This is a genomic window from Streptomyces sp. NBC_00986 (assembly GCF_045162565.1).
In the GTDB taxonomy this organism is placed as follows: Bacteria; Actinomycetota; Actinomycetes; order Streptomycetales; family Streptomycetaceae; genus Streptomyces.
This window is the reverse complement of the sequence record NZ_CP108733.1, coordinates 7,239,106-7,258,477: the sequence shown is the minus strand read 5'-3', so window position 1 is coordinate 7,258,477 and position 19,372 is coordinate 7,239,106. Positions and strand designations below refer to the sequence as shown.

Genomic DNA, 19,372 nt, shown 5'->3' with positions numbered 1-19,372 from the left:
GGGCGGCGATTACTCTGTCTCTTCGGCCCCTGCCCAACTCCACGGAACGCGAGATTCATGACCGTCAACGGCTCAGACGACGTACTGCTTGTCCACGGCGGAACCCCGCTCGAGGGCGAGATCCGTGTCCGTGGTGCGAAGAACCTCGTACCCAAGGCCATGGTCGCCGCCCTGCTGGGCAGTGAGCCAAGTCGACTGCGCAACGTTCCGGACATCCGTGACGTTCGTGTCGTACGCGGACTCCTGCAACTGCACGGGGTGACGGTCCGTCCGGGTGAGGAGCCGGGCGAGCTGGTGCTCGATCCGTCGCACGTCGAGAGCGCCAACGTCGCCGACATCGATGCCCACGCGGGCTCGTCGCGCATCCCGATCCTGTTCTGCGGTCCGCTGCTGCACCGGCTCGGGCACGCGTTCATCCCGGGGCTCGGCGGCTGCGACATCGGCGGCCGGCCGATCGACTTCCACTTCGAGGTGCTGCGGCAGTTCGGCGCGAAGATCGAGAAGCGGGCGGACGGCCAGTACCTGGAGGCCCCGCAGCGGCTGCGCGGCACGAAGATCCAGCTGCCGTACCCGTCCGTCGGCGCGACCGAACAGGTGCTGCTGACGGCGGTGTTGGCGGAGGGCGTCACCGAACTCGCCAACGCGGCCGTGGAACCGGAGATCGAGGACCTCATCTGCGTACTGCAGAAGATGGGCGCGATCATCGCCATGGACACCGACCGCACGATCCGCATCACCGGTGTGGACTCGCTCGGCGGCTACACCCACGCGGCCCTGCCGGACCGTCTGGAGGCCGCGTCCTGGGCGTCGGCGGCGCTGGCGACCGAGGGCAACATCTACGTCAAGGGCGCGCAGCAGCGCTCGATGATGACGTTCCTCAACACCTACCGGAAGGTGGGCGGTGCCTTCGCGATCGACGACGAGGGCATCCGCTTCTGGCACCCCGGCGGCCAGTTGAAGTCCATCGCGCTCGAGACGGACGTGCACCCCGGCTTCCAGACGGACTGGCAGCAGCCGTTGGTCGTCGCCCTCACGCAGGCGACGGGCCTCTCCATCGTGCACGAGACGGTCTACGAGTCCCGGCTCGGCTTCACCTCCGCGCTCAACCAGATGGGCGCGCACATCCAGCTCTACCGCGAGTGCCTCGGCGGCTCCCACTGCCGCTTCGGCCAGCGCAACTTCCTGCACTCGGCGGTCGTCTCGGGCCCGACCCGCCTCCAGGGCGCCGACCTGGTCATCCCCGACCTCCGCGGCGGCTTCTCGTACCTCATCGCCGCCCTGGCGGCCCAGGGCACGTCCCGCGTCCACGGCATCGACCTCATCAACCGCGGCTACGAGAACTTCATGGAGAAGCTCGTGGAGCTGGGCGCGAAGGTGGAGCTGCCGGGCAAGGCGCTCGGCTGACCGCCACCCGCTGGGCGTGAGGGCCGAACTCCCGGGTGAAGGCCCCTTTGACTGACAGCCGCCCGGCCGCTCGGCCCCAGGGCCGCGCTGGGTCTCTGCTGGGGGTCCGGGGGTTATCCCCCGGGCAAGCACAGCATGGAGAAGCTCGTGGAGCTGGGCGCGAAGGTGGAGCTGCCGGGCAAGGCGCTGGGATAGCCGTAAGGAAGAAGCGCTCCTACGACGATGGGGCGGCCACCCTGACCGGGTGGCCGCCCCATTCGCGTTACTTGAGCCTCGTACGCAATCCCGTCGCGTACGCGAAGGACTACTTACCCTTGGCGGCTTCCTTGAGCTTGCTGCCCGCGGACACCTTGACGCTGTAACCGGCGGGGATGTTGATCGGGTCGCCGGTCTGCGGGTTGCGCGCGGTGCGAGCGGCACGGTGGGTGCGCTCGAAGGTCAGGAAGCCGGGGATGGTGACCTTCTCGTCACCCTTGGAGACGATCTCGCCGACGGTCTCGGCGAACGCGGCCAGAACGGCGTCGGCGTCCTTGCGAGTCACCTCGGCACGGTCGGCCAGCGCGGCCACCAGCTCACTGCGGTTCATGTTGTTACTCCCGTGTTCTTCTTGCCGTTTGAGGCGTGCCACGCGGCGGAGCCGCATATCGGGCACGGTGAAGCCGATGCTGCCAGGGTCCTCGGTGAGTCCCCGGACCCGGGTCCGTCGTCCAGACCCTCGCGCCCGAAGACGCATCCTGCCCCTACCTGCGGCGGGAAAGCCAATCCGGCACCCGTAGGAGTCGCGAGAACACCCTTGGGAGTCACACGAAGAGCGCCACGTCCTCTGCGTGGTGACGCTCCGTCGGCTCCTGGCAGCGAGGGCCGGGCCTGGAAGGCCCGAAACCTGGCCGCCACGATAAACGGCCGCCGAAGGCCCCGGGTTCCGCGACGCGCCGGTGCGCGGTCGGCCGTGGCGATCCTCACAACCGCCCCACACCCGCCGTTCGAGGGGTTCTACGACGCGGAGGGCGCCGCCGAGGCCGCCGCGACCCCCGCCGCCTTCGCCGCTTCCCGCACCGCGCCCGCGACCGCGCCGGCGACCTTGTCGTTGAAGACGCTGGGGATGATGTAGTTCGCGTTCAGCTCGTCCTCGGTCACCACGTTCGCGAGTGCGGTCGCCGCGGCGAGCATCATCTCCGTGTTGACGGTGCGGGACTGAGCGTCCAGCAGTCCGCGGAAGACACCCGGGAAGACCAGCACGTTGTTGATCTGGTTCGGGAAGTCCGAGCGGCCCGTGGCCACAACGGCCGCCGTCTGACGGGCGATCGTCGGGTCGACCTCGGGGTCGGGGTTCGCGAGCGCGAACACGATCGCGCCCTCGGCCATCGCGGCCACGTCGTCGCCGTCGAGGACGTTCGGGGCGGAGACACCGACGAAGACGTCGGCGCCGCGCACGGCCTCCTTGAGGGTGCCGGTGAGGCCGTCGGGGTTGGTGTTGTCGGCGATCCAGCGCAGCGGCGAGTCGGGCTTGGCGTCGACCAGGTCCTCGCGGCCGGCGTGCACGACACCGTGGATGTCGGCGACGACCGCGTTCTTGACGCCGGCGGCGATCAGCAGCTTGAGGATGGCCGTACCGGCCGCGCCCGCGCCGGACATGACGACCCGGATGTCACCGATGCCCTTGCCGGCGACCCGCAGCGCGTTCGTCAGCGCGGCGAGGACGACGATCGCGGTGCCGTGCTGGTCGTCGTGGAAGACGGGGATGTCGAGGGCCTCGCGCAGCCGGGCCTCGATCTCGAAGCAGCGCGGCGCGGAGATGTCCTCCAGGTTGATGCCCGCGAAGCCCGGGGCGATCGCCTTGACGATCGCGACGATCTCGTCGGTGTCCTGGGTGTCCAGGCACAGCGGCCAGGCGTCGATGCCGGCGAACCGCTTGAACAGGGCCGCCTTGCCCTCCATGACCGGCAGAGCGGCCTTGGGGCCGATGTTGCCGAGGCCGAGGACGGCGGAGCCGTCGGTGACGACCGCGACGGAGTTGCGCTTGATGGTGAGGCGGCGCGCGTCCTCGGGGTTCTCCGCGATCGCCATGCACACGCGGGCGACACCCGGGGTGTAGATCATGGAGAGGTCGTCACGGTTGCGGATCGGGTGCTTGGACTGCATCTCGATCTTGCCGCCGAGGTGCATGAGGAACGTACGGTCCGAGACCTTGCCCAGGGTGACGCCCTCGATGCCGCGCAGCTGCTGGACGATCTCGTCGGCGTGGGCCGTCGAGGACGCCGCGATGGTGACGTCGATCCGGAGCTTCTCGTGACCGGAGGCGGTCACGTCGAGGCCGGTCACCGAGCCTCCGTGGGACTCCACGGCCGTGGTGATCTGGGATACCGCCGTTCCGCTGGCGGGCACCTCCAGACGGACCGTGATCGAGTAGGAGACGCTGGGCGCCGTAGCCATGGCCGACTTCCTCTGCTTTCACCGTTGAGCTGAGTACGCGTTCCGATGGTCGCACCTACTGCCCGGTAGGCGTTAGCCACCCCCGATTGCGAACGTTTTGTTCGCAAGAAAAAGAGGCCCCCGTCACTTTTCCCGTGACGGGGACCTCTCTGACAAGCAATGACACCGACCCGCCATGCTCGCCTCGCGGCAAGTGGTCGCTCTGAGCGACGAAGGTTGGGCCCGGGGGCTTGGATCGGGCCGGTGTCACGTCCAGGCTAACAAACAGATCCCGTAAGACCATTCCCATCCCGAAGGTTCACCGTATTAGTCCCTGAGAAGGTCCGGCACCCCGTTCGCGTCCGGCTCGTCCCGCTCGGCCGAGACGACCGTCAGCTGCTGGGTCGCGCGGGTGAGGGCGACGTAGAGGACCCGCAGTCCGGCGGGCGACTCGTCGGCGATCTCCGCGGGCGAGACGACGACGGTCGCGTCGTACTCCAGGCCCTTGGCCTCCAGGCTGCCCAGCGCCACCACGCGGTCCCCGAGGCCGGTGAGCCAACGGCGGGCCTCCTCGCGGCGGTTCATGGCGACGACCACGCCGACCGTGCCGTCGACCCGGTCGAGCAGGCTGGCGGCCTCCGCGCGGACGGACTCGGAGAGCGAGTTCCGTACGACGGCGAAGTGTGGCTTGACGCCCGTCGAACGGACCGCCGACGGGGACTCGGAGCCGGGCATCGCCAGGGCCAGGACCTTCGCCGCCAGCTCCGCGATCTCGGCGGGGTTGCGGTAGTTGACCGTGAGGGTGAAGCGGCGGCGGGGGCGGGAGCCGAGGGCCTCGTCGCGGGCCTCGGCGGCCTCGTCGGGGTCGGACCAGGAGGACTGGGCCGGATCTCCTACGACCGTCCAGGTGGCGTGCCGGCCGCGGCGGCCGACCATGCGCCACTGCATCGGGGTGAGGTCCTGGGCCTCGTCGACGATGACGTGCGCGTACTCGGTGCGCTCCTGGGCGAGCCGCTCGGCCCGTTCGCGCTGCGACTCCTCGCGTACGGGCATCAGCTCCTCCAGACCGGTGAGCTGGTCCAGCGGGTCCAGGTCGCGCCGCCTGCGGGGGCGGGCCGGGGTGCCGAGGATCGCCTGGAGTTCGTCGAGGATCGCCACGTCGTGGACGGAGAGGCCGTCCCGCTTGAGGGCGCGGGCGACCCGGCGGACCTCGCCGGGGTTGAGGATGCGCCGGGCCCAGCGGCCGAGCTTGCGCTCGTCGGACATGGACTCCAGGACGGAGCGCGGGGTGAGTTCGGGCCACCAGGCGTCGAGGAACGCGATGAAGTCGTCCTCGCTCGCGATGTCCTCGTCGAAGGACGAGCGCAGTTCGGCGGCGAGTTCGGGGTCGGTGTGCCGTCCTGCCGAACCGGAGCGCTCCCACAGGGCGTCCAGGAGCAGCTTGCGGGCGCGCGGCCGCAGCATGTTGACCGGGGCCGTACCGCTGAGCGCGCTCTGCCGGACGCGCTCCAGGTCGGCGGCCTCCAGTTCGAGCCGGCGGCCGAACGCCACCACTCTGAGCCGGGTCGGCGAATCGTTCAGCTCCAGGGCGCCGCGCGCGGCCTTCCGCAGCACACGCAGCATGCGGTACGAGCCCTTCGCGCGGGCCACGGCCGGGGAGTCGTACAGGGTGGCCTCGGCGCCGTCGACGAGCGAGCCGATCGCCCGGATCGCGACCTGGCCCTCCTCGCCGAGGGACGGCAGGACGCCCTCGGTGTACGCGACCAGCAGCGGGGTCGGCGAGACGATGAGGATACCGCCCGCGTAGCGGCGCCGGTCCTGGTAGAGCAGGTAGGCGGCGCGGTGCAGGGCGACGGCCGTCTTGCCGGTCCCCGGGCCGCCCTCGACGTACGTCACCGAGGCGGCGGGGGCGCGGATCACCAGGTCCTGCTCGGCCTGGATCGACGCCACGATGTCGCGCATGGTGTGGCTGCGGGCCTGGCCGAGCGCGGCCATCAGGGCGCCGTCGCCGATGACGGCCAGTTGCTCGCCGTCGAGGAAAGCGCTCAACTCGGGCCGCATCAGGTCGTCCTCGACCCCGAGGACCCGCCGCCCCTTGGACCGGATGACGCGCCTGCGCACAACCCGCCCCGGATCGACCGGCGTCGACCGGTAGAAGGGCGCGGCGGCGGGCGCCCGCCAGTCGATGACCAGCGGCGCGTACTCGGAGTCCAGGACCCCGATCCGCCCGATGTGCAGGGTCTCGGCGATGTCGGCGGTGCTGTCGTCCCGGACAGCGCCTTCAGCCGGTTCTACGGCGGTGTAGGCGCCGTCGGGCCCCTTCTTGCCATCCTTGCCGAGCAGGAGGTCGATCCTGCCGAAGAGGAAGTCCTCGAACTCGTTGTTGAGCCGGTTGAGGTGGATACCGGCGCGGAACACCTGTGCGTCCCGTTCGGCGAGCGCGCCGGGCGTGCCGACCTGGCCGCGCTTGGCCGCGTCGTTCATGAGGAACTCGGCCTCGTGGATCTTCTCTTCGAGCCGCCGGTACACCCGGTCCAGGTGTGCCTGTTCGACGCTGATCTCCCGGTCCCGTAGCGAATCCTGGGCGGATTTGTCGGACACCGTGTCGAGCGCGGTCTCCTGTTGAGCCTGTGCGGCCACCGGGCCCCCTTCTGACGTGCTGGGCAGCCGTCAACCGTACGCGAAAAAAGGCCTCGGTAGTGAGGGGCCTGCCCGGTGGATCTTGACAAAAACGCGGGGCCCGGCACGCGCGCCTTCCGCGTTCCGGGCCCCACACACCACAACCGGCCGGTTGTACAGGTGCTTACGCGTCCACTGCCACGAGCTTCTTGCCGTCGAAGGTCATGACCTCGAAGTGGTCGATCTCGTTCGGCGTGAAGGCCGCGCCGCCCTGGGCGTAGAGCGGGTTCTTGGCCTCCGTCTTGGTGGCGTTCGCGATGCCGTAACCCCAGGCCGGGACCGACCAGGAGCTCATCGTCTCGCGTTCGCCGTTCTTGCCGACGGCGATCAGGGAGCACTTCAGCGGGCCCTTGACGTTCTTGAGCTCCACGACCCCGAGGGTGCCCCAGTCCTTCTTGGACATCGCCACGGTCGCGGTGACCTTGGTGCTCGCGTCCGTCGCCGTGACCTTGTCGGACAAAGTGTCGAAGGTGGTCTTGGCGGTGGACACGGCCACGTTGTTGCTGCCGCCCGAGTCGTTGCCACCGTTGGCCGCGATGACGGCCAGCGGTCCGGCGATGATCAGGGCCGCCGCGGCGGCGATCATGTAGAAGCTGCGCCGACGCTTCAGGGCCCGACGTTCACCGACGTCGTCGACCAGCCGCTCCACCAGTCGTGGACTGGGTTTCGCGGCCAGGGACTCCGCGATCGCGGGGGTGCCGGTGCCCGGCAGATCCGCGAGCGCCGCCAGCATCGGCTCCATCCCGGCCAGCTCGTCGAGCTGCTGGGCGCACCATTCGCAGGTGGCGAGATGGGCCTCGAAAGCGGTTGCTTCGGCGTCGTCGAGAATCCCGAGGGCGTAGGCGCCGACGGTCTCGTGTTCGTTCGAGCCCTGAGATCCCTGCATGGAACCAGGACTACCCGTTCCGTATCCCCCGTAAATGCTCATGCCGTCACCCCCCGCTCCTCCAGAGCAAGCTTCATCGATCGAAGGGCGTAGAACACCCTTGAGCGCACCGTGCCACTGGGGATGCCAAGCGTCTCGGCCGCCTCATTGACGGTACGCCCCTTGAAGTACGTCTCGACGAGCACCTCCCGGTGGGCCGGGGTCAGGTCGTCCAGCGCGTCCGACAGTGTCATCAGCCACAACGCCTTGTCGATCTCGTCCTCCGCGGGGATGACCTCCAGCGGCGACGGGTCCACCTCCTGCGGCCGGGCCTGCCGGCTGCGGTGACCGTCGATGACGATGCGCCGTGCCACCGTCACAAGCCAGGGTCGTACCGATCCGGTCGCCCGGTTGAGCTGGCCGGCGTTCTTCCAGGCCCGGATGAGCGTCTCCTGCACCACGTCCTCGGCACGCTGCCGGTCCCCGGCGACGAGCCGCAACACATAGGCGAGCAAGGGTCCGGCGTGCTCTCGGTACAGGGCACGCATCAGCTCCTCATCAGGTTCCGAGGACTGGGACATGCGATGTCGGGCCCTCGGTGCGTGTTCATTGGCCACGACGGAATCCTTGCGCACGCCCACCTCCGGTGTCCGGGGGTTCCCCCGGTCGGTCGCTCATGGAGAGGTACGCGAGCGGGTGGGCGAGTGTTCAACGTGAGGCGACAGTTTTCTTGGAAGTGACGTGACGAGCGGGACATGAGTGCACATTCCCACCGTACGATCTTTACATTTCCACCACACGAGCAAGATCACGTGAGCTGCCCGGGCCGCGCCGGAGTGAAACGCACTGTTGTCGAAATCACTTCGCCAATTGACGTCCGGTCAGTTCACAGAAGCCGCATATGGGATTCTCAGGCCCGGGCGAGCGCGGCACGCCGCCGATGCCGGGCCACTCTTTCCCGGTTCCCGCAGACCTCACTGGAGCACCAACGCCTCCGCCGCCCCCGGGACGAATCCAGATAAACGATCGGGCAGTTGTCCCCTTCGCACTCCCTGAGCGAGGCCCGCGCGACGGGATCGGTGAGCAGCTCCACGACGTCCCGAGCAACGACCGCGAGCAGCGCACCGCACCCCGGCGCCCCGTCCAACTGCCGCACCAGCGCGCCCTCTTCATCCCGTACGGCACGGGGTGCGGGGGTCGCGGCGCGGGCGAGGTCGTTGACGCGGGCGAGGGCGAGGTCGTAGGGCCGGGTGTCAGCCGACGGCCTGCTGCGCACCAACTGCCCGATCTGCGCGCGTAGTTCACGAAACCTGACGAGCCAGCCCGAATCGACGTGCGCGAGCGGGGTGGCCGCGGGGACGAGCCCGGAACGGACGATCCACGCGCGGAGCGGCTCCGGCGCGTCGAGCCGTTCCTCGGGATGCGTGGTCGCGAGGAGATCCAGACAGATCCGCCCGGCGTCGAAACGCAGCTCGTACGGGGCCATGGTCGAACCCAGTGCCATGTGCCTGTCACCGCCTTGGGATTACCCCGGTCGTCGGTTGTGTCGGTCGTCGGGAGTCGGTGGGCTGCCAGCGAGGGAGGGAGGAGCGGGGAGAGGAGAGGTGGGGGCGCGGGGAACCGTTCTCTCTACAGTGCCTGCCCGCTCGCGTGGCCGTAACCCCTCGGGGGCGGCCTTGCCCCCGAGGGGTTGATCTGTGCAGGGCCGCACTGTGCAGGCTTGCACAGCCGATGTGCACGCATGCACACTGCATGCATGGTTGCTCTGCAGATTCGGGATGTGCCCGACGAGGTCCGCGACATACTGGCCGACCGCGCCCAGCAGCTGGGGCAGTCGCTCCAGGCGTATCTTCTGCACCTGGTGACGGACGAGGCCGCGCGAGCGAACAACATCGCGCTGCTCCGTACGTTCGAAAGCCGCACGGACGGCGTCGACAGCTCGGCGGAGGACACAGTGGCGGAGATCGAGGCGGCCCGGACGGAGCGAACCTGGTGATCGTCGTCGACGCCTCCGCACTCACCGAGGCACTGACCGGTGACGGTACGGCGGGCAAGGCCGCCCGCGCGCGGCTCATGCGCGACAACCACTGGGCGGCCCCGGAACACCTCGTTGCCGAGACGTTTCACGCGGTTCGCGGGCGGCTCCTGGGAAAGAAGATCACCCTGGCGCGCGCTGACGCGGCCGTTTCCGCGCTGTCCGCGCTGTCGGTCGAAACCGTCGACGTACAGCGCCTCCTCCCCCGCATGTGGGAGCTGCGCCAGAACGTGTCGGGCTACGACGCGGCGTACATCGCGGCGGCCGAGACGTTCGACTGCCCCCTGATCACCGGTGACGCGCGGCTCAGCCGCTGCAAGGCCGCGCGGTGCACGATCGAGGTCATCGCCTGAGGCACCTCACACGTCGGCGTACTTCGTGTCGGCCGCCGGATCCAGCGCCAGCCGATAGCCCCGTTTCACCACCGTCTGGATCAGCTTCGGAGATCCAAGTGCTGTGCGGAGGCGGGCCATTGCTGTTTCCACGGCGTGTTCGTCGCGGCCGGCGCCGGGGAGGGCGCGGAGGAGTTCCGCGCGGGCGACGACCCAGCCCGGGCGGCGGGACAGCGCCCGGAGGAGGGACATGCCGGCCGGTGGGACCGGTCGTAGCGTGCCGTCGACCAGGACCGCGTGGCCGCGGATCTCCATGCGGTGGCCCGCGACGGGCAACGTGCGGGCGCGGGCGGGGAGTTCCTGGCAGAGGAGCTGGACGAGGGGGCCGAGGCGGAAGCGTTCGGGCTGGACCGTGGTGATGCCGTGGTTCTGGAGCGGGAGCGCGGTGACGGGGCCGACGCAGGCCGGGAGGACGTCGTGGTGGAGGGCGGCGAGGAGTTCGGGGAGCAGGCCCCGGGACTCGGCGCGGGAGAGGAGCGACGCGGCGGCCGGTGCGCTGGTGAACGTCAGCGCGTCCAGGCCGCGGGAGACCGCGGCATCGAGGAGCCGGTCCAGCGGGGCGATGTCCTCGGGCGGCATCCACCGGTACACCGGGACGACGACCACGTCCGCTCCCCCGGCCCGCAACGACTCCACGAACCCGGGCAACGGTTCGCCGTGCAGCTGGATCGCGACCCGGCGCCCCTCGACCCCCTCCTCCAGCAACCGGTCCAGCACCTCCGCCATGGACTCGGACGACGGCGACCACTCCTCCGTCAACCCGGCCGCACGCACCGCCCCTTTGACCTTGGGACCGCGCGCGAGCAGTTCCACCCCCCGCAACCGGTCCAGGAGCGCCTCCCCGAGTCCCCACCCGTCGGCGGCCTCGATCCACCCCCGGAACCCGATCGCGGTCGTGGCGACCACGGTGTCGGGCACCTGGTCGATCAACTCCTTGGTCGCGGCGAGCAGTTCACTGTCGTCGGCGAGGGGCACGATGCGCAGCGCGGGCGCGTGCACGACCACCGCGCCGCGCCGCTGGAGCAGTGCCCCCAGCTCGTCGGCACGGCGCGCGGCGGTGACGCCCACGGTGAACCCCGAGAGGGGCCCGTGTTGCGCGCGCTCCGCTGGCTGCTGTTCCTCGTGCATGGCTCTCGTCCCGAACGTAGTCGTACCCGCAGTCGTACATGGAATGACCCGGTGCCTACATGCCGGACGAGCCTGTCAACGGCGCGTGACAGGCTCGGTTCGGCTCTATGTCGCCGGTGTTACGTCACACCTCGGCATAGCTGAGCTGCGACTTCGCCTCCGATGCGGAAGCTTTGGCCCGAGCCTGGGCGGTAGGCCGACGAAGGTATACGGCCCAAGTGACCCCGAAGCAGAGGCCGTAGAAGACGAGGAAGGCGACGAACGCGCCGGTCCCCGAGCCGGAGGACAGGAACGACTGCCGGAAGGCGAGGTTGATGCCGACCCCGCCGAGCGCGCCCACCGCCCCGATGAGCCCCATGGAGGCACCGGAGAGCCGCCGCCCGTAAGCGGCGGCCTCATCCCCCTCGAGCCCCTTCGCGAGCGCCTTGGTCTGGAAGATGCCGGGGATCATCTTGTACGTCGACCCGTTGCCGAGCCCGCTGAGCACGAACAGGACGATGAACACGGTGACGAACAGCGGCAGTGACTTCTGCATGCTGGCGACGACCAGGATCGCGGTCGCGGCGGCCATCGCGACGAAGTTCCACAGGGTGATCCGGGCGCCGCCGTAACGGTCGGCGAGCCACCCGCCGACGGGCCGGATGAGCGAGCCGAGCAGCGGCCCGATGAAGGTGAGATACGCCGCCTGCAACGGCGTACGGCCGAACTGGACCTGAAGCACCTGCCCGAACGCGAACGCGTACCCGATGAACGACCCGAACGTGCCGATGTACAGGAACGCCATGATCCAGGTGTGCCAGTCGCGCGCGGCGTCCTTGGCGGCGCCGGTGTCGTTCTTCACGGAGGTGAGGTTGTCCATGAAGAGGGCGGCGAGGACGGCGGCGACGAGGATGAGCGGGATGTAGATCCCGAGCAGTACGCGCGGCCCGCCACTTGCGCCGATGATCGCGAGGGCGACGAGCTGGATGACGGGCACGCCGATGTTGCCCCCGCCGGCGTTCAGCCCTAGCGCCCACCCCTTCTTCCGCAACGGGAAGAAGGCGTTGATGTTGGTCATGGAGGAGGCGAAGTTGCCGCCGCCTATGCCGGCCAGCAGGCCGATCCAGAGGAAGGTGTCGAAGGACGTGCCCGGCTTCATCACGACGAACGCGGCGATGGTCGGGATGAGCAGCAGGCTCGCGGAGACGATCGTCCAGTTCCGCCCGCCGAAGACGGCGACCGCGAAGGTGTACGGCACCCGCACGACCGCGCCGACCAGCGTGACCATCGACGTCAGCAGGAACTTGTCGGCCGGGGTCAGCCCGTACTCCGGGCCCATGAAGAGCACCAGCACGGACCACAGGGTCCAGATCGAGAAGCCGATGTGCTCGGAGAGTACGGAGAAGACGAGATTGCGCCGGGCGACCTTCTCACCGGTCTCCCGCCAGAAGGTCTCGTCCTCCGGGTCCCAGTGCTCGATCCACTTGCCAGTGGCTGTCATGACGCCTCCACGGTGCACTACGGGGTAACGAGCGGTGATGCATCCCGAAGGTAGGCAGGGGGCGTTTCCACGCTGTGGCTGTGAGTCACCGGAAGGGAACGTTGCTCTCACGGGCGGGGAGTGGGCGCGGTGAGGTCGTGGTGACCGCGTCGGCGCATGAAAATGCCGTAGGTGTGCGCCGGTTGCGGTTCATGAGGACTCCCCGGCTCGAAAGCAGGGGCTCAGGCCTCAGGGCCCTGGATTCGGTCGAACCCCGCTCGGTGGTCCTCGGACCACTCGGCGGGGCGCATCGTCTCCCCGCTCAGATTCACGATGGTCCGCGTCCCGTGTGCGTACGTGGTGCTGCCATCACGGCTGCACACGCGGAAGCCGGTCGTCGCCGATGTGCGGCCCACCCGCTCCGTCCAGAGGTGGACGGCGATCTCCCCCTTGCCGGTCACGGGGAGGTCGAACACGATGGTCACCGCCTTGACGACGTAATGGGTCGGCTTGGCCTCTTCGAATGCGCCGAAGCCCAGGCTCAAGGCGTACATGTTCCAGGCACGTTCGACCATCACGGTGTAACGGCTGTTGTGCAGCATCCCGTATGGGTCGAGGTCGTCGAAATAGACGTCCAGGGGGATCAAGACGCCGTAGTCGACCGACTCGGACACGAGAAGGGGTGTAGTCCTGTCAACCATCAGGAGTCCTCTTTGTATCGCTTGTGGGGTTTTAGGGCGCTGGCACCAATGATCATCGACGTCCCTGCAGGTCTGCCGCCTCGACGGCCCCGGCGCGCGGAAAATCCTCGTGCCGTTCCTCGCCGTTGATCAGGTTCGACTCCACCGTGCGGCCTGATCACCGGTCCTGTCCAAGACCTGTTTCGTGCGCTGTGATGCCCGCGGGGCATGACGTGTCGCCGGCGTTCCGACCGGCAACCCGAGACAGCGCGCCGCACGTCCGGCCTACGGCAGGGCAGTCGCGCGGGACACGCCGACGTCAGCCCCTCCGCCGAGACCCCCCGTTACTCCCGTTGCTCCCGTTGCTCCCCTTGCTCCGCCCGTCCGGCCACAACCGCGGCCCCCGCTTGGCCGCGATGTCCTCGATCCACCCGAACGCGAGGATCGCCAGGGCGATCAGCGGCCAGATCAGCAGGAACATCAGGAACGTGTCCGCCTTGTCGAGGAACGACGTCGCCGCGTCGCTCTCCATGAAGGGCACGTTGTACAGCTGGTCGATGATCGGGACCGTGGCCATGATGAGGAGGTTGTGCCACAAGTAGATCGTGACGGCACGGTTGTTGGAGAGCGTCACCAGCTTGTCCCACTTCGCCAACCGCCCCGGCAACGTCTGCCAGGACGGCGCGTACTGGAGCAGGATCACCACGATGCCGAAGGACCAGGTCGCCTGGGCGAGCGGGATGTCGTTCAAGTCCCAGCCGTCCGGGCCCAGATGACCCGACGCCCACCACAACCCGAAGCCCATGATCAGGGTCGCGCCCGACACCGCGAGGTAGCGCGGGACCTTCTTCAGTACGCCCTCGTGGTGCGCGAAGCCCAGGACCCAACAGCCCCCGTACACCGCGAAGTCGGACACCGCGTTGCCCGTCTCACCGGGGATGGTCACCAGGCCCGTGCCCACAACTGCCGTCAGCGCCAAGGGCGCCAGCAGCGTCGCCCAGGGAACCCGCCGGAACGCCCACAACAGCAACGGCGACGCGATCACGAACCACAGATACGCCCGCAAGTACCACAACGGGCCCGCCGCCTGGTCCGCCCACGTGCTCTCCAACAGGCCCGATTCCGAACCCAGATGCTCGGGATACGGCGGCGCGCCGAACGGGACGATGTAGTCGAAGACCTTCGCCGCGCCCCACCAAGTGCCGCCCATGTCAGGGTCCTTGAGCGGGTTCCAGCCCATCCCGAACATCATCACCAGCACCAGCGCGCTGAACGCCCAGAGCGGGGGCAGCAGTCGCCGTAGCCGACCCCTGATCACACCCAGCGCGGGACGGTTCAGCGAGCGGGCCATCAGGGAGCCCGCCAGCGCGAACATCACGCCCATGGAAGGGAACAGGACCGAGAGCCACGCCCAGCCGAAGAGGTGGTAGACGACGACCCGGACGAGGGCGATCGAGCGGAGGAGGTCGAGGTAACGGTCCCGGCCGCCGCCCTTGGCCTTCTTCGGTTCCGGCGCCAACTCTGGTTCCTGCTGCCGCTGTTGGGGAATCCCGTACGCCGGCGTCGACTCGGGATCCGGGTTCGTGCCCGTACCCGCCGTGTATCCGTGCGTCATGCCACAGTCCTCCGGTCACTACTGCTACCGCTACCGCTGCGTGCCCCCGGCACCGCACCCCCCGGCGTCCCCACAACCCCCGTCCGCCGCAGCTTCTGCCAGCGCAGGCGGCCTCCGGTGAGCGCGGTGATCCAGGACTGGAGCAGTACGACGTACATGAGTTGGCGATAGAGGATCTGTTGCAGGGGCAGGGAGACGAGGTGGGTCATGCGTTCGCGGTCGAGGCGGAAGGCGTAGGCCGCGCAGAACGCCTGGATCGCCAACACGCCCAGCCAGGCCAGGAACGTCTTCTCCGTCGGGCCGAACACCAGGCCGTAGAGCAGGAACACGTCGATCAGCGGGGCCAGGATCGGAGCGATCACCATGAAGAGGGCCACCAGGGGGAGGCCCACCCGCCCGAAGCGGCCGGACGGGCCCCTGTCCAGCAGCGCGCCCCGGTGCTTCCAGATCGCCTGCATCGTGCCGTAGGACCAGCGGTAGCGCTGGGACCACAACTGCTGGACCGTCTCCGGGGCTTCCGTCCACGCCCGCGCCTTCTCGGCGTAGACCACCCGCCAGCCGTCGCGGTGCATCGCCATCGTGATGTCGGTGTCCTCGGCGAGCGTGTCGTCGCTCATGCCGCCGACCCGCTCCAGCGCGCTTCTCCTGAAGGCCCCCACGGCGCCCGGGATCGTCGGCATGCAGCGGAGGATGTCGTACATACGGCGGTCGAGGTTGAAGCCCATCACGTACTCGATGTGCTGCCAGGCTCCGATGAGGGAATCCCGGTTGCCGACCTTGGCGTTGCCCGCGACGGCGCCGACGCGCGGGTCGCCGAAGGGCTGGACCAACTCCCGTACGGTGGCCGGTTCGAAGACCGTGTCGCCGTCCATCATGACGATGAGGTCGTGACTGGCGTTCGCCAGGCCGCGGTTGAGGGCGGCCGGTTTGCCCGCGTTGACCTGACGTACGACCCGGACGTTCGGCAGGAACATCGCCTCCACGATTCTCGCCGTACCGTCCGCCGAGCCGTCGTCGACGACGATCACCTCGACGGGATGCTCGCTCGCCATGAGTGAACGGACCGTGTTCTCAATGCACTTGGCCTCGTTGTACGCCGGGACCAGGACCGTGACCGGTTCCGTCACCGGTGGGCCCCAGGCGAAGTTCTTGCGGCGCACCCGGCGGGCGTGGATGACGGAGAGCAGCAGCATCAGCGCGAAGCGGGCGATGACGAGCGAGCCGGTGATCGCCAGACCCACCACCAGGACGTCCATGATGCTGTCCGAGGCCTGGACCAGGAAGATCCACGCCTTGCCCTTCCAGAGGTTGACGCCGGCCACCGGGGTGAGCGCGCTGCGCGCGCCGAGGGCCTGGGTGAGGTTGTCGAACTTGTAGCCCTTGGCCTGCATCTCCGGCAGGAACTTGTCCAGCGCCTGGACCGTCTGGTGACGGTCGCCGCCCGAGTCGTGCATCAGGACGATCGCACCCTTGCCACCGCGCGGGGTCGCGTTGCTGATGATCTTCGCGACACCGGGCTTCTGCCAGTCCTCGCTGTCCGTGTTGTTGACGACGGTGATGTACCCGCGGGTGCCGATGTACTCGGTCACCGGCCAGGACAGGTTGTCCATCGCGTCGGCGGACGACGAGTACGGCGGCCGGAACAGCGACGTCCGGATGCCCGCCGCGCCGGTGATCGCGAGCTGCGTCTGGGACAGCTCCCAGTCGATGCGCTTCTTCGACTGGAAGGAGAGGTCGGGGTGGCTGAACGTGTGCACGCCGACCTCGTTGCCCTCCGCGACGATGCGTTTGACCAGCTCCGGGTAGCGCGAGGTCATCGTGCCGGTGACGAAGAAGACGGCGTGCGCGTGGTGCTTCTTGAGCACGTCCAGGACCTTGGGCGTCCAGGTCGGGTCGGGGCCGTCGTCGAAGGTCAGCACGATGTCGTGGTCCGGCACGTCCAGGCTGGTCGTACGGCCGCTGCGGGTGTCGATGACCGGGCCGCCGTCGAGGATCTTGTCCGGCACCTTGTTGGTCGCCGCCTCGGGGCGGATGCGGTGGTCGGCCAGGATCTCGCTGTGGACGTAGCCGCGCAGCATCAGCATCGCCAGCAGGGCGACGAGAAGCAGCATCGGCAGCAGGAACCGCATGGACAGCCGGCGGCGCCGGGGATCACGCGCGGCGCGCGGCGCGGGGCCGGACCCACCTCCCTTCCGGCCGCTGGGCCCAGCTCCCTTCCCGTCGCCCGGCCCAGCTCCGTTCCGGCTGCCGGGCCCGGCTCCATTCCGAGCGTGGTTCCCAACTGCACCTGCGACGACCGGAGTTGCTCCGTGACGGCCGCCCGGGGCCTGGTGCGTGGCCTTGGGGCGGCGGTTGTGCGATGCCATCAGAGGATGTGCTCCGGAGTCTTGGACGGGGCCGGCGCCGGCTCGGAAGGAGCGGCCGGCCCCTGCGCCACGGGCGACGGGGTGCTCGGTGCGTCGGCGACCGTGCCGGTGCCCGTCGTCGCGCTCGGGCTCGGCGTCGTGTCGACGGGCGCGCTCACGCTGGTGGACGGGGACGGATCGGACGACGGCGCGGTCGAGGACCGCGACGGCTGTACGACCGGATTGGTCGCGGTGCCACCCGTCGGCGCCGAGGCGCTCCTGCTCGCGGACGCCCCGGGCGACGCGGACGCGCTCGTCCTGCTGCCGGGCTTCGCGGACGCAGCGGTCGTGCCGCTCGCACTCGCGCCCGGCGACGGCGTCGTACCGTCGCTCGCCGTCGGGATGTTCCCCGGCGCCACGCTGCCGCTGCCACCGGAAGGGTGCCCCGACTCGGCGGGCAGCGGCGAGGTGTCGACCTTGCCCGCGGGCGCGTCGTCCTTCTGCCCCGGCACCGGCAGCCACGGCGCGTCCGAACTCCCGGACAGCAGCGTGATGACGATGACGACGGCGTACACCGCGCACGCGATGCCGACGGCCATACCGAACCGCCGGTACCTACGGCTGCGACGCCCGGACTCGTCGACGAAGACGGGCCGGTCGGAACCGTCGTTGCCGGCGCCGGGCTTACTCCCGGCTTCCCCCTGCGGTGCGGGCCCGTCGAGCTGGACGGTCACCTCGTCGGGATCGGCCGCCCCCACTCCCGCTGCCGCCCCGGTTCCCGTCCCCGTCTCCGGAGACGCGCCCCAGGGATCGGCGAGGATTCCCGCGCCGACGGCGGCTACGTCCTTACCGGCGGGCGGCTCGGGCCACCCGGTCCGTATACGACGACCGTCCTTGGCGGCACGACGGCTGTCCTTGCCCGCATGTCGACCATCTGTGCCGCCATGCCGACCGTCCGAGCCGATATTTCGACCGACCTTGGCGGCATGCCGGCCGCCCTCCAGGATTTCTGGTCCTCTGGTTCCTCTGGTTTCTCCGGCTGTTCCGGTCGCTTCGGTGTCCGGAAACGCCTCCTCGGCCTCTCCGCCTATGACCGGTACGTCTCTGGTCGCGGATGCAGCTTGGGGCCATTCCGGTTGGGCGTCTTCTCGCCACTTTTCCATGCGCACGCACATCCCCCCACGGGACTGTTCCGGGTGCGCAAACGACCCTGAGCACACGCCGCCGAACCGGGCCCCCACCCGGTTCTCGCGCCCCCCTTACCACACCGTGCTCAGGCCCTGAAGGTAGCGCACGGGGAGCACTCCATGTGCCGGGATGCGTCATTTTCTCCTTTTTAGCATGTCCACGTCGATGGCTGGAATCCATCCGTTCACCGGCCGACGCAGCCATCCGTCGGCGTTGCCGATCTCCACCGCAGCACGTCGAAGCGCATCGAATCCGGGGTGCACCAGCCCCTTTCGCCACACGAGCGACACGACGGACACCGGCACCGGGCCCACCAGTGGCCTCAACACCGTCCGGGGCATGGCCGGAAAATCCACCACGGCGAGAACCGGCGTCCCCGTCCTCGCCATGACCCGTTCGAACTCCTCTTCGCCTACGGCCATGGGTGCGGGCGCGGCAACCTCGATGTCACGCCCGTCGAACAACCGGCGCGCGAGATCCGTCCACTCAGGGGTACGCGGATTCCCGGCCCCGGCGTACACGACCTCCCCCGCGAGCGCGTCGACGGGCACCTCCGCGAGCGCCGCCAACGGGTGCCCCTCGGGCAACAGCACCGCCATCGGCTCGTACCGCACGAGCTGATGATCGAGCCCGGCCCGCAACCCCGGCTCCAGCCCGGCGAACCGCCCGAACGACACATCGAGCCGCCCCGCCGTCAACTCCCCCACCGCGCCCGCCAGTCCACTCTCGTAGCGGGCCATCAGCTCCTGCTCCGGGGCGAGTTCACGGGCCCGGTGCAGCACGCGGCGCCCGGTGCCCAGCCCCGGCGAGTTGAGATCGACGAGCAGCGGCCGTGCCCCGCCCTCCCGAAACGCGGCAAGCAACTCCTCCTGCGCCCCGAGCACCCGCCGCGCATACGGCACCAACCGCTCACCGTCCGCCGTCAACGTCACCTGCCGAGTGGTCCGTACGAACAGCTCGACCCCCAACTCCCGCTCCAGTCGCCGCACATCACGACTGAGCGCCTGCTGGGCGACATACAGGCGGGCGGCCGCACGGGTGAAGTGCAGTTCTTCGGCCACGACGAGAAAGGCGCGGAGGAGTCGGGGGTCCACGTGGGCTGACATCAAGGGCGTCCAGGGCATCCGGCGAACCTACAACGCAGGTGCGTGAATCACCCCTGACCAGGTG

Annotated in this window: 16 protein-coding genes; 3 read left to right on the top strand and 13 right to left on the bottom strand. The window is 69.3% G+C overall.

Annotation, left to right across the window (positions count from 1 at the left end):
• Positions 1 to 57: 57 nt before the first annotated feature.
• Positions 58 to 1,404, top strand: a complete 1,347-nt coding sequence (murA, locus tag OG504_RS32405) for a UDP-N-acetylglucosamine 1-carboxyvinyltransferase (RefSeq protein ID WP_033286008.1) — start codon at positions 58 to 60, stop codon at positions 1,402 to 1,404.
• A gap of 304 nt (positions 1,405 to 1,708) precedes the next feature.
• On the opposite strand, the gene OG504_RS32400 is transcribed toward murA, so the two are convergent.
• The 6 genes from OG504_RS32400 to OG504_RS32375 form a co-directional block, all read right to left on the bottom strand.
• Positions 1,709 to 1,990, bottom strand: a complete 282-nt coding sequence (locus OG504_RS32400; RefSeq protein WP_019056394.1) for an HU family DNA-binding protein — start codon at positions 1,988 to 1,990, stop codon at positions 1,709 to 1,711.
• 407 nt (positions 1,991 to 2,397) lie between these two features.
• Positions 2,398 to 3,837 (bottom strand): NAD-dependent malic enzyme, encoded by a 1,440-nt coding sequence (locus tag OG504_RS32395; RefSeq protein ID WP_405992959.1) that lies wholly within the window; start codon positions 3,835 to 3,837, stop codon positions 2,398 to 2,400.
• A gap of 306 nt (positions 3,838 to 4,143) precedes the next feature.
• Entirely contained in the window at positions 4,144 to 6,456 is a 2,313-nt protein-coding gene (locus OG504_RS32390; protein ID WP_405992958.1) for a HelD family protein, read from the bottom strand.
• Between the two features lie 163 nt (positions 6,457 to 6,619).
• On the bottom strand, positions 6,620 to 7,381 hold the full coding sequence (locus tag OG504_RS32385; RefSeq protein ID WP_405992957.1) for an anti-sigma factor family protein: 762 nt from the start codon (positions 7,379 to 7,381) through the stop codon (positions 6,620 to 6,622).
• A 38-nt stretch (positions 7,382 to 7,419) separates the two neighbouring features.
• Positions 7,420 to 7,941: a sigma-70 family RNA polymerase sigma factor gene (locus OG504_RS32380; RefSeq protein ID WP_019056398.1), complete on the bottom strand. Its 522-nt coding sequence runs from the start codon at positions 7,939 to 7,941 to the stop codon at positions 7,420 to 7,422.
• A 329-nt stretch (positions 7,942 to 8,270) separates the two neighbouring features.
• Entirely contained in the window at positions 8,271 to 8,864 is a 594-nt protein-coding gene (locus tag OG504_RS32375) for a CGNR zinc finger domain-containing protein (protein ID WP_405992956.1), read from the bottom strand.
• Between the two features lie 252 nt (positions 8,865 to 9,116).
• Here OG504_RS32375 and OG504_RS32370 point away from each other — a divergent pair, with 252 nt between their 5' ends.
• Both OG504_RS32370 and OG504_RS32365 read left to right on the top strand, forming a co-directional pair.
• The gene (locus OG504_RS32370; RefSeq protein ID WP_405992955.1) at positions 9,117 to 9,356 is read left to right on the top strand and encodes a hypothetical protein; all 240 of its coding nucleotides are present in this window, start codon (positions 9,117 to 9,119) and stop codon (positions 9,354 to 9,356) included.
• On the top strand, positions 9,353 to 9,748 hold the full coding sequence (locus OG504_RS32365; RefSeq protein ID WP_405992954.1) for a type II toxin-antitoxin system VapC family toxin: 396 nt from the start codon (positions 9,353 to 9,355) through the stop codon (positions 9,746 to 9,748). Before OG504_RS32370 ends, OG504_RS32365 begins: the two co-directional genes overlap by 4 nt.
• A 6-nt stretch (positions 9,749 to 9,754) precedes the next feature.
• Here OG504_RS32365 and OG504_RS32360 read toward each other — a convergent pair whose 3' ends face one another.
• The 7 genes from OG504_RS32360 to OG504_RS32330 form a co-directional block, all read right to left on the bottom strand.
• Entirely contained in the window at positions 9,755 to 10,915 is a 1,161-nt protein-coding gene (locus OG504_RS32360) for a uroporphyrinogen-III synthase (protein WP_405992953.1), read from the bottom strand.
• A 124-nt stretch (positions 10,916 to 11,039) separates the two neighbouring features.
• Positions 11,040 to 12,395: a nitrate/nitrite transporter gene (locus tag OG504_RS32355; RefSeq protein WP_405992952.1), complete on the bottom strand. Its 1,356-nt coding sequence runs from the start codon at positions 12,393 to 12,395 to the stop codon at positions 11,040 to 11,042.
• Positions 12,396 to 12,616: 221 nt separating this feature from the next.
• Entirely contained in the window at positions 12,617 to 13,075 is a 459-nt protein-coding gene (locus OG504_RS32350) for an acyl-CoA thioesterase (protein ID WP_405992951.1), read from the bottom strand.
• Between the two features lie 298 nt (positions 13,076 to 13,373).
• Positions 13,374 to 14,669 (bottom strand): acyltransferase, encoded by a 1,296-nt coding sequence (locus OG504_RS32345; RefSeq protein ID WP_405992950.1) that lies wholly within the window; start codon positions 14,667 to 14,669, stop codon positions 13,374 to 13,376.
• Entirely contained in the window at positions 14,666 to 16,798 is a 2,133-nt protein-coding gene (locus OG504_RS32340) for a glycosyltransferase (RefSeq protein WP_405992949.1), read from the bottom strand. Before OG504_RS32340 ends, OG504_RS32345 begins: the two co-directional genes overlap by 4 nt.
• A gap of 236 nt (positions 16,799 to 17,034) precedes the next feature.
• On the bottom strand, positions 17,035 to 17,748 hold the full coding sequence (locus OG504_RS32335) for a hypothetical protein (RefSeq protein WP_405992948.1): 714 nt from the start codon (positions 17,746 to 17,748) through the stop codon (positions 17,035 to 17,037).
• Between the two features lie 588 nt (positions 17,749 to 18,336).
• Positions 18,337 to 19,308 (bottom strand): LysR family transcriptional regulator, encoded by a 972-nt coding sequence (locus OG504_RS32330; protein ID WP_405992947.1) that lies wholly within the window; start codon positions 19,306 to 19,308, stop codon positions 18,337 to 18,339.
• Between the last annotated feature and the right edge of the window lie 64 nt (positions 19,309 to 19,372).

Excerpts from the sequence above, each read along its gene's own strand:
- murA (WP_033286008.1), top strand. The coding sequence starts at position 58 with ATGACCGTCAACGGCTCAGACGACGTACTGCTTGTCCACGGCGGAACC.
- OG504_RS32400 (WP_019056394.1), bottom strand. The coding sequence starts at position 1,990 with ATGAACCGCAGTGAGCTGGTGGCCGCGCTGGCCGACCGTGCCGAGGTG.
- OG504_RS32395 (WP_405992959.1), bottom strand. The coding sequence starts at position 3,837 with ATGGCTACGGCGCCCAGCGTCTCCTACTCGATCACGGTCCGTCTGGAG.
- OG504_RS32385 (WP_405992957.1), bottom strand. The coding sequence starts at position 7,381 with ATGCAGGGATCTCAGGGCTCGAACGAACACGAGACCGTCGGCGCCTAC.
- OG504_RS32380 (WP_019056398.1), bottom strand. The coding sequence starts at position 7,941 with ATGTCCCAGTCCTCGGAACCTGATGAGGAGCTGATGCGTGCCCTGTAC.
- OG504_RS32375 (WP_405992956.1), bottom strand. The coding sequence starts at position 8,864 with ATGGCACTGGGTTCGACCATGGCCCCGTACGAGCTGCGTTTCGACGCC.
- OG504_RS32370 (WP_405992955.1), top strand. The coding sequence starts at position 9,117 with ATGGTTGCTCTGCAGATTCGGGATGTGCCCGACGAGGTCCGCGACATA.
- OG504_RS32360 (WP_405992953.1), bottom strand. The coding sequence starts at position 10,915 with ATGCACGAGGAACAGCAGCCAGCGGAGCGCGCGCAACACGGGCCCCTC.
- OG504_RS32355 (WP_405992952.1), bottom strand. The coding sequence starts at position 12,395 with ATGACAGCCACTGGCAAGTGGATCGAGCACTGGGACCCGGAGGACGAG.
- OG504_RS32350 (WP_405992951.1), bottom strand. The coding sequence starts at position 13,075 with ATGGTTGACAGGACTACACCCCTTCTCGTGTCCGAGTCGGTCGACTAC.
- OG504_RS32345 (WP_405992950.1), bottom strand. The coding sequence starts at position 14,669 with ATGACGCACGGATACACGGCGGGTACGGGCACGAACCCGGATCCCGAG.
- OG504_RS32340 (WP_405992949.1), bottom strand. The coding sequence starts at position 16,798 with ATGCGGTTCCTGCTGCCGATGCTGCTTCTCGTCGCCCTGCTGGCGATG.
- OG504_RS32330 (WP_405992947.1), bottom strand. The coding sequence starts at position 19,308 with ATGTCAGCCCACGTGGACCCCCGACTCCTCCGCGCCTTTCTCGTCGTG.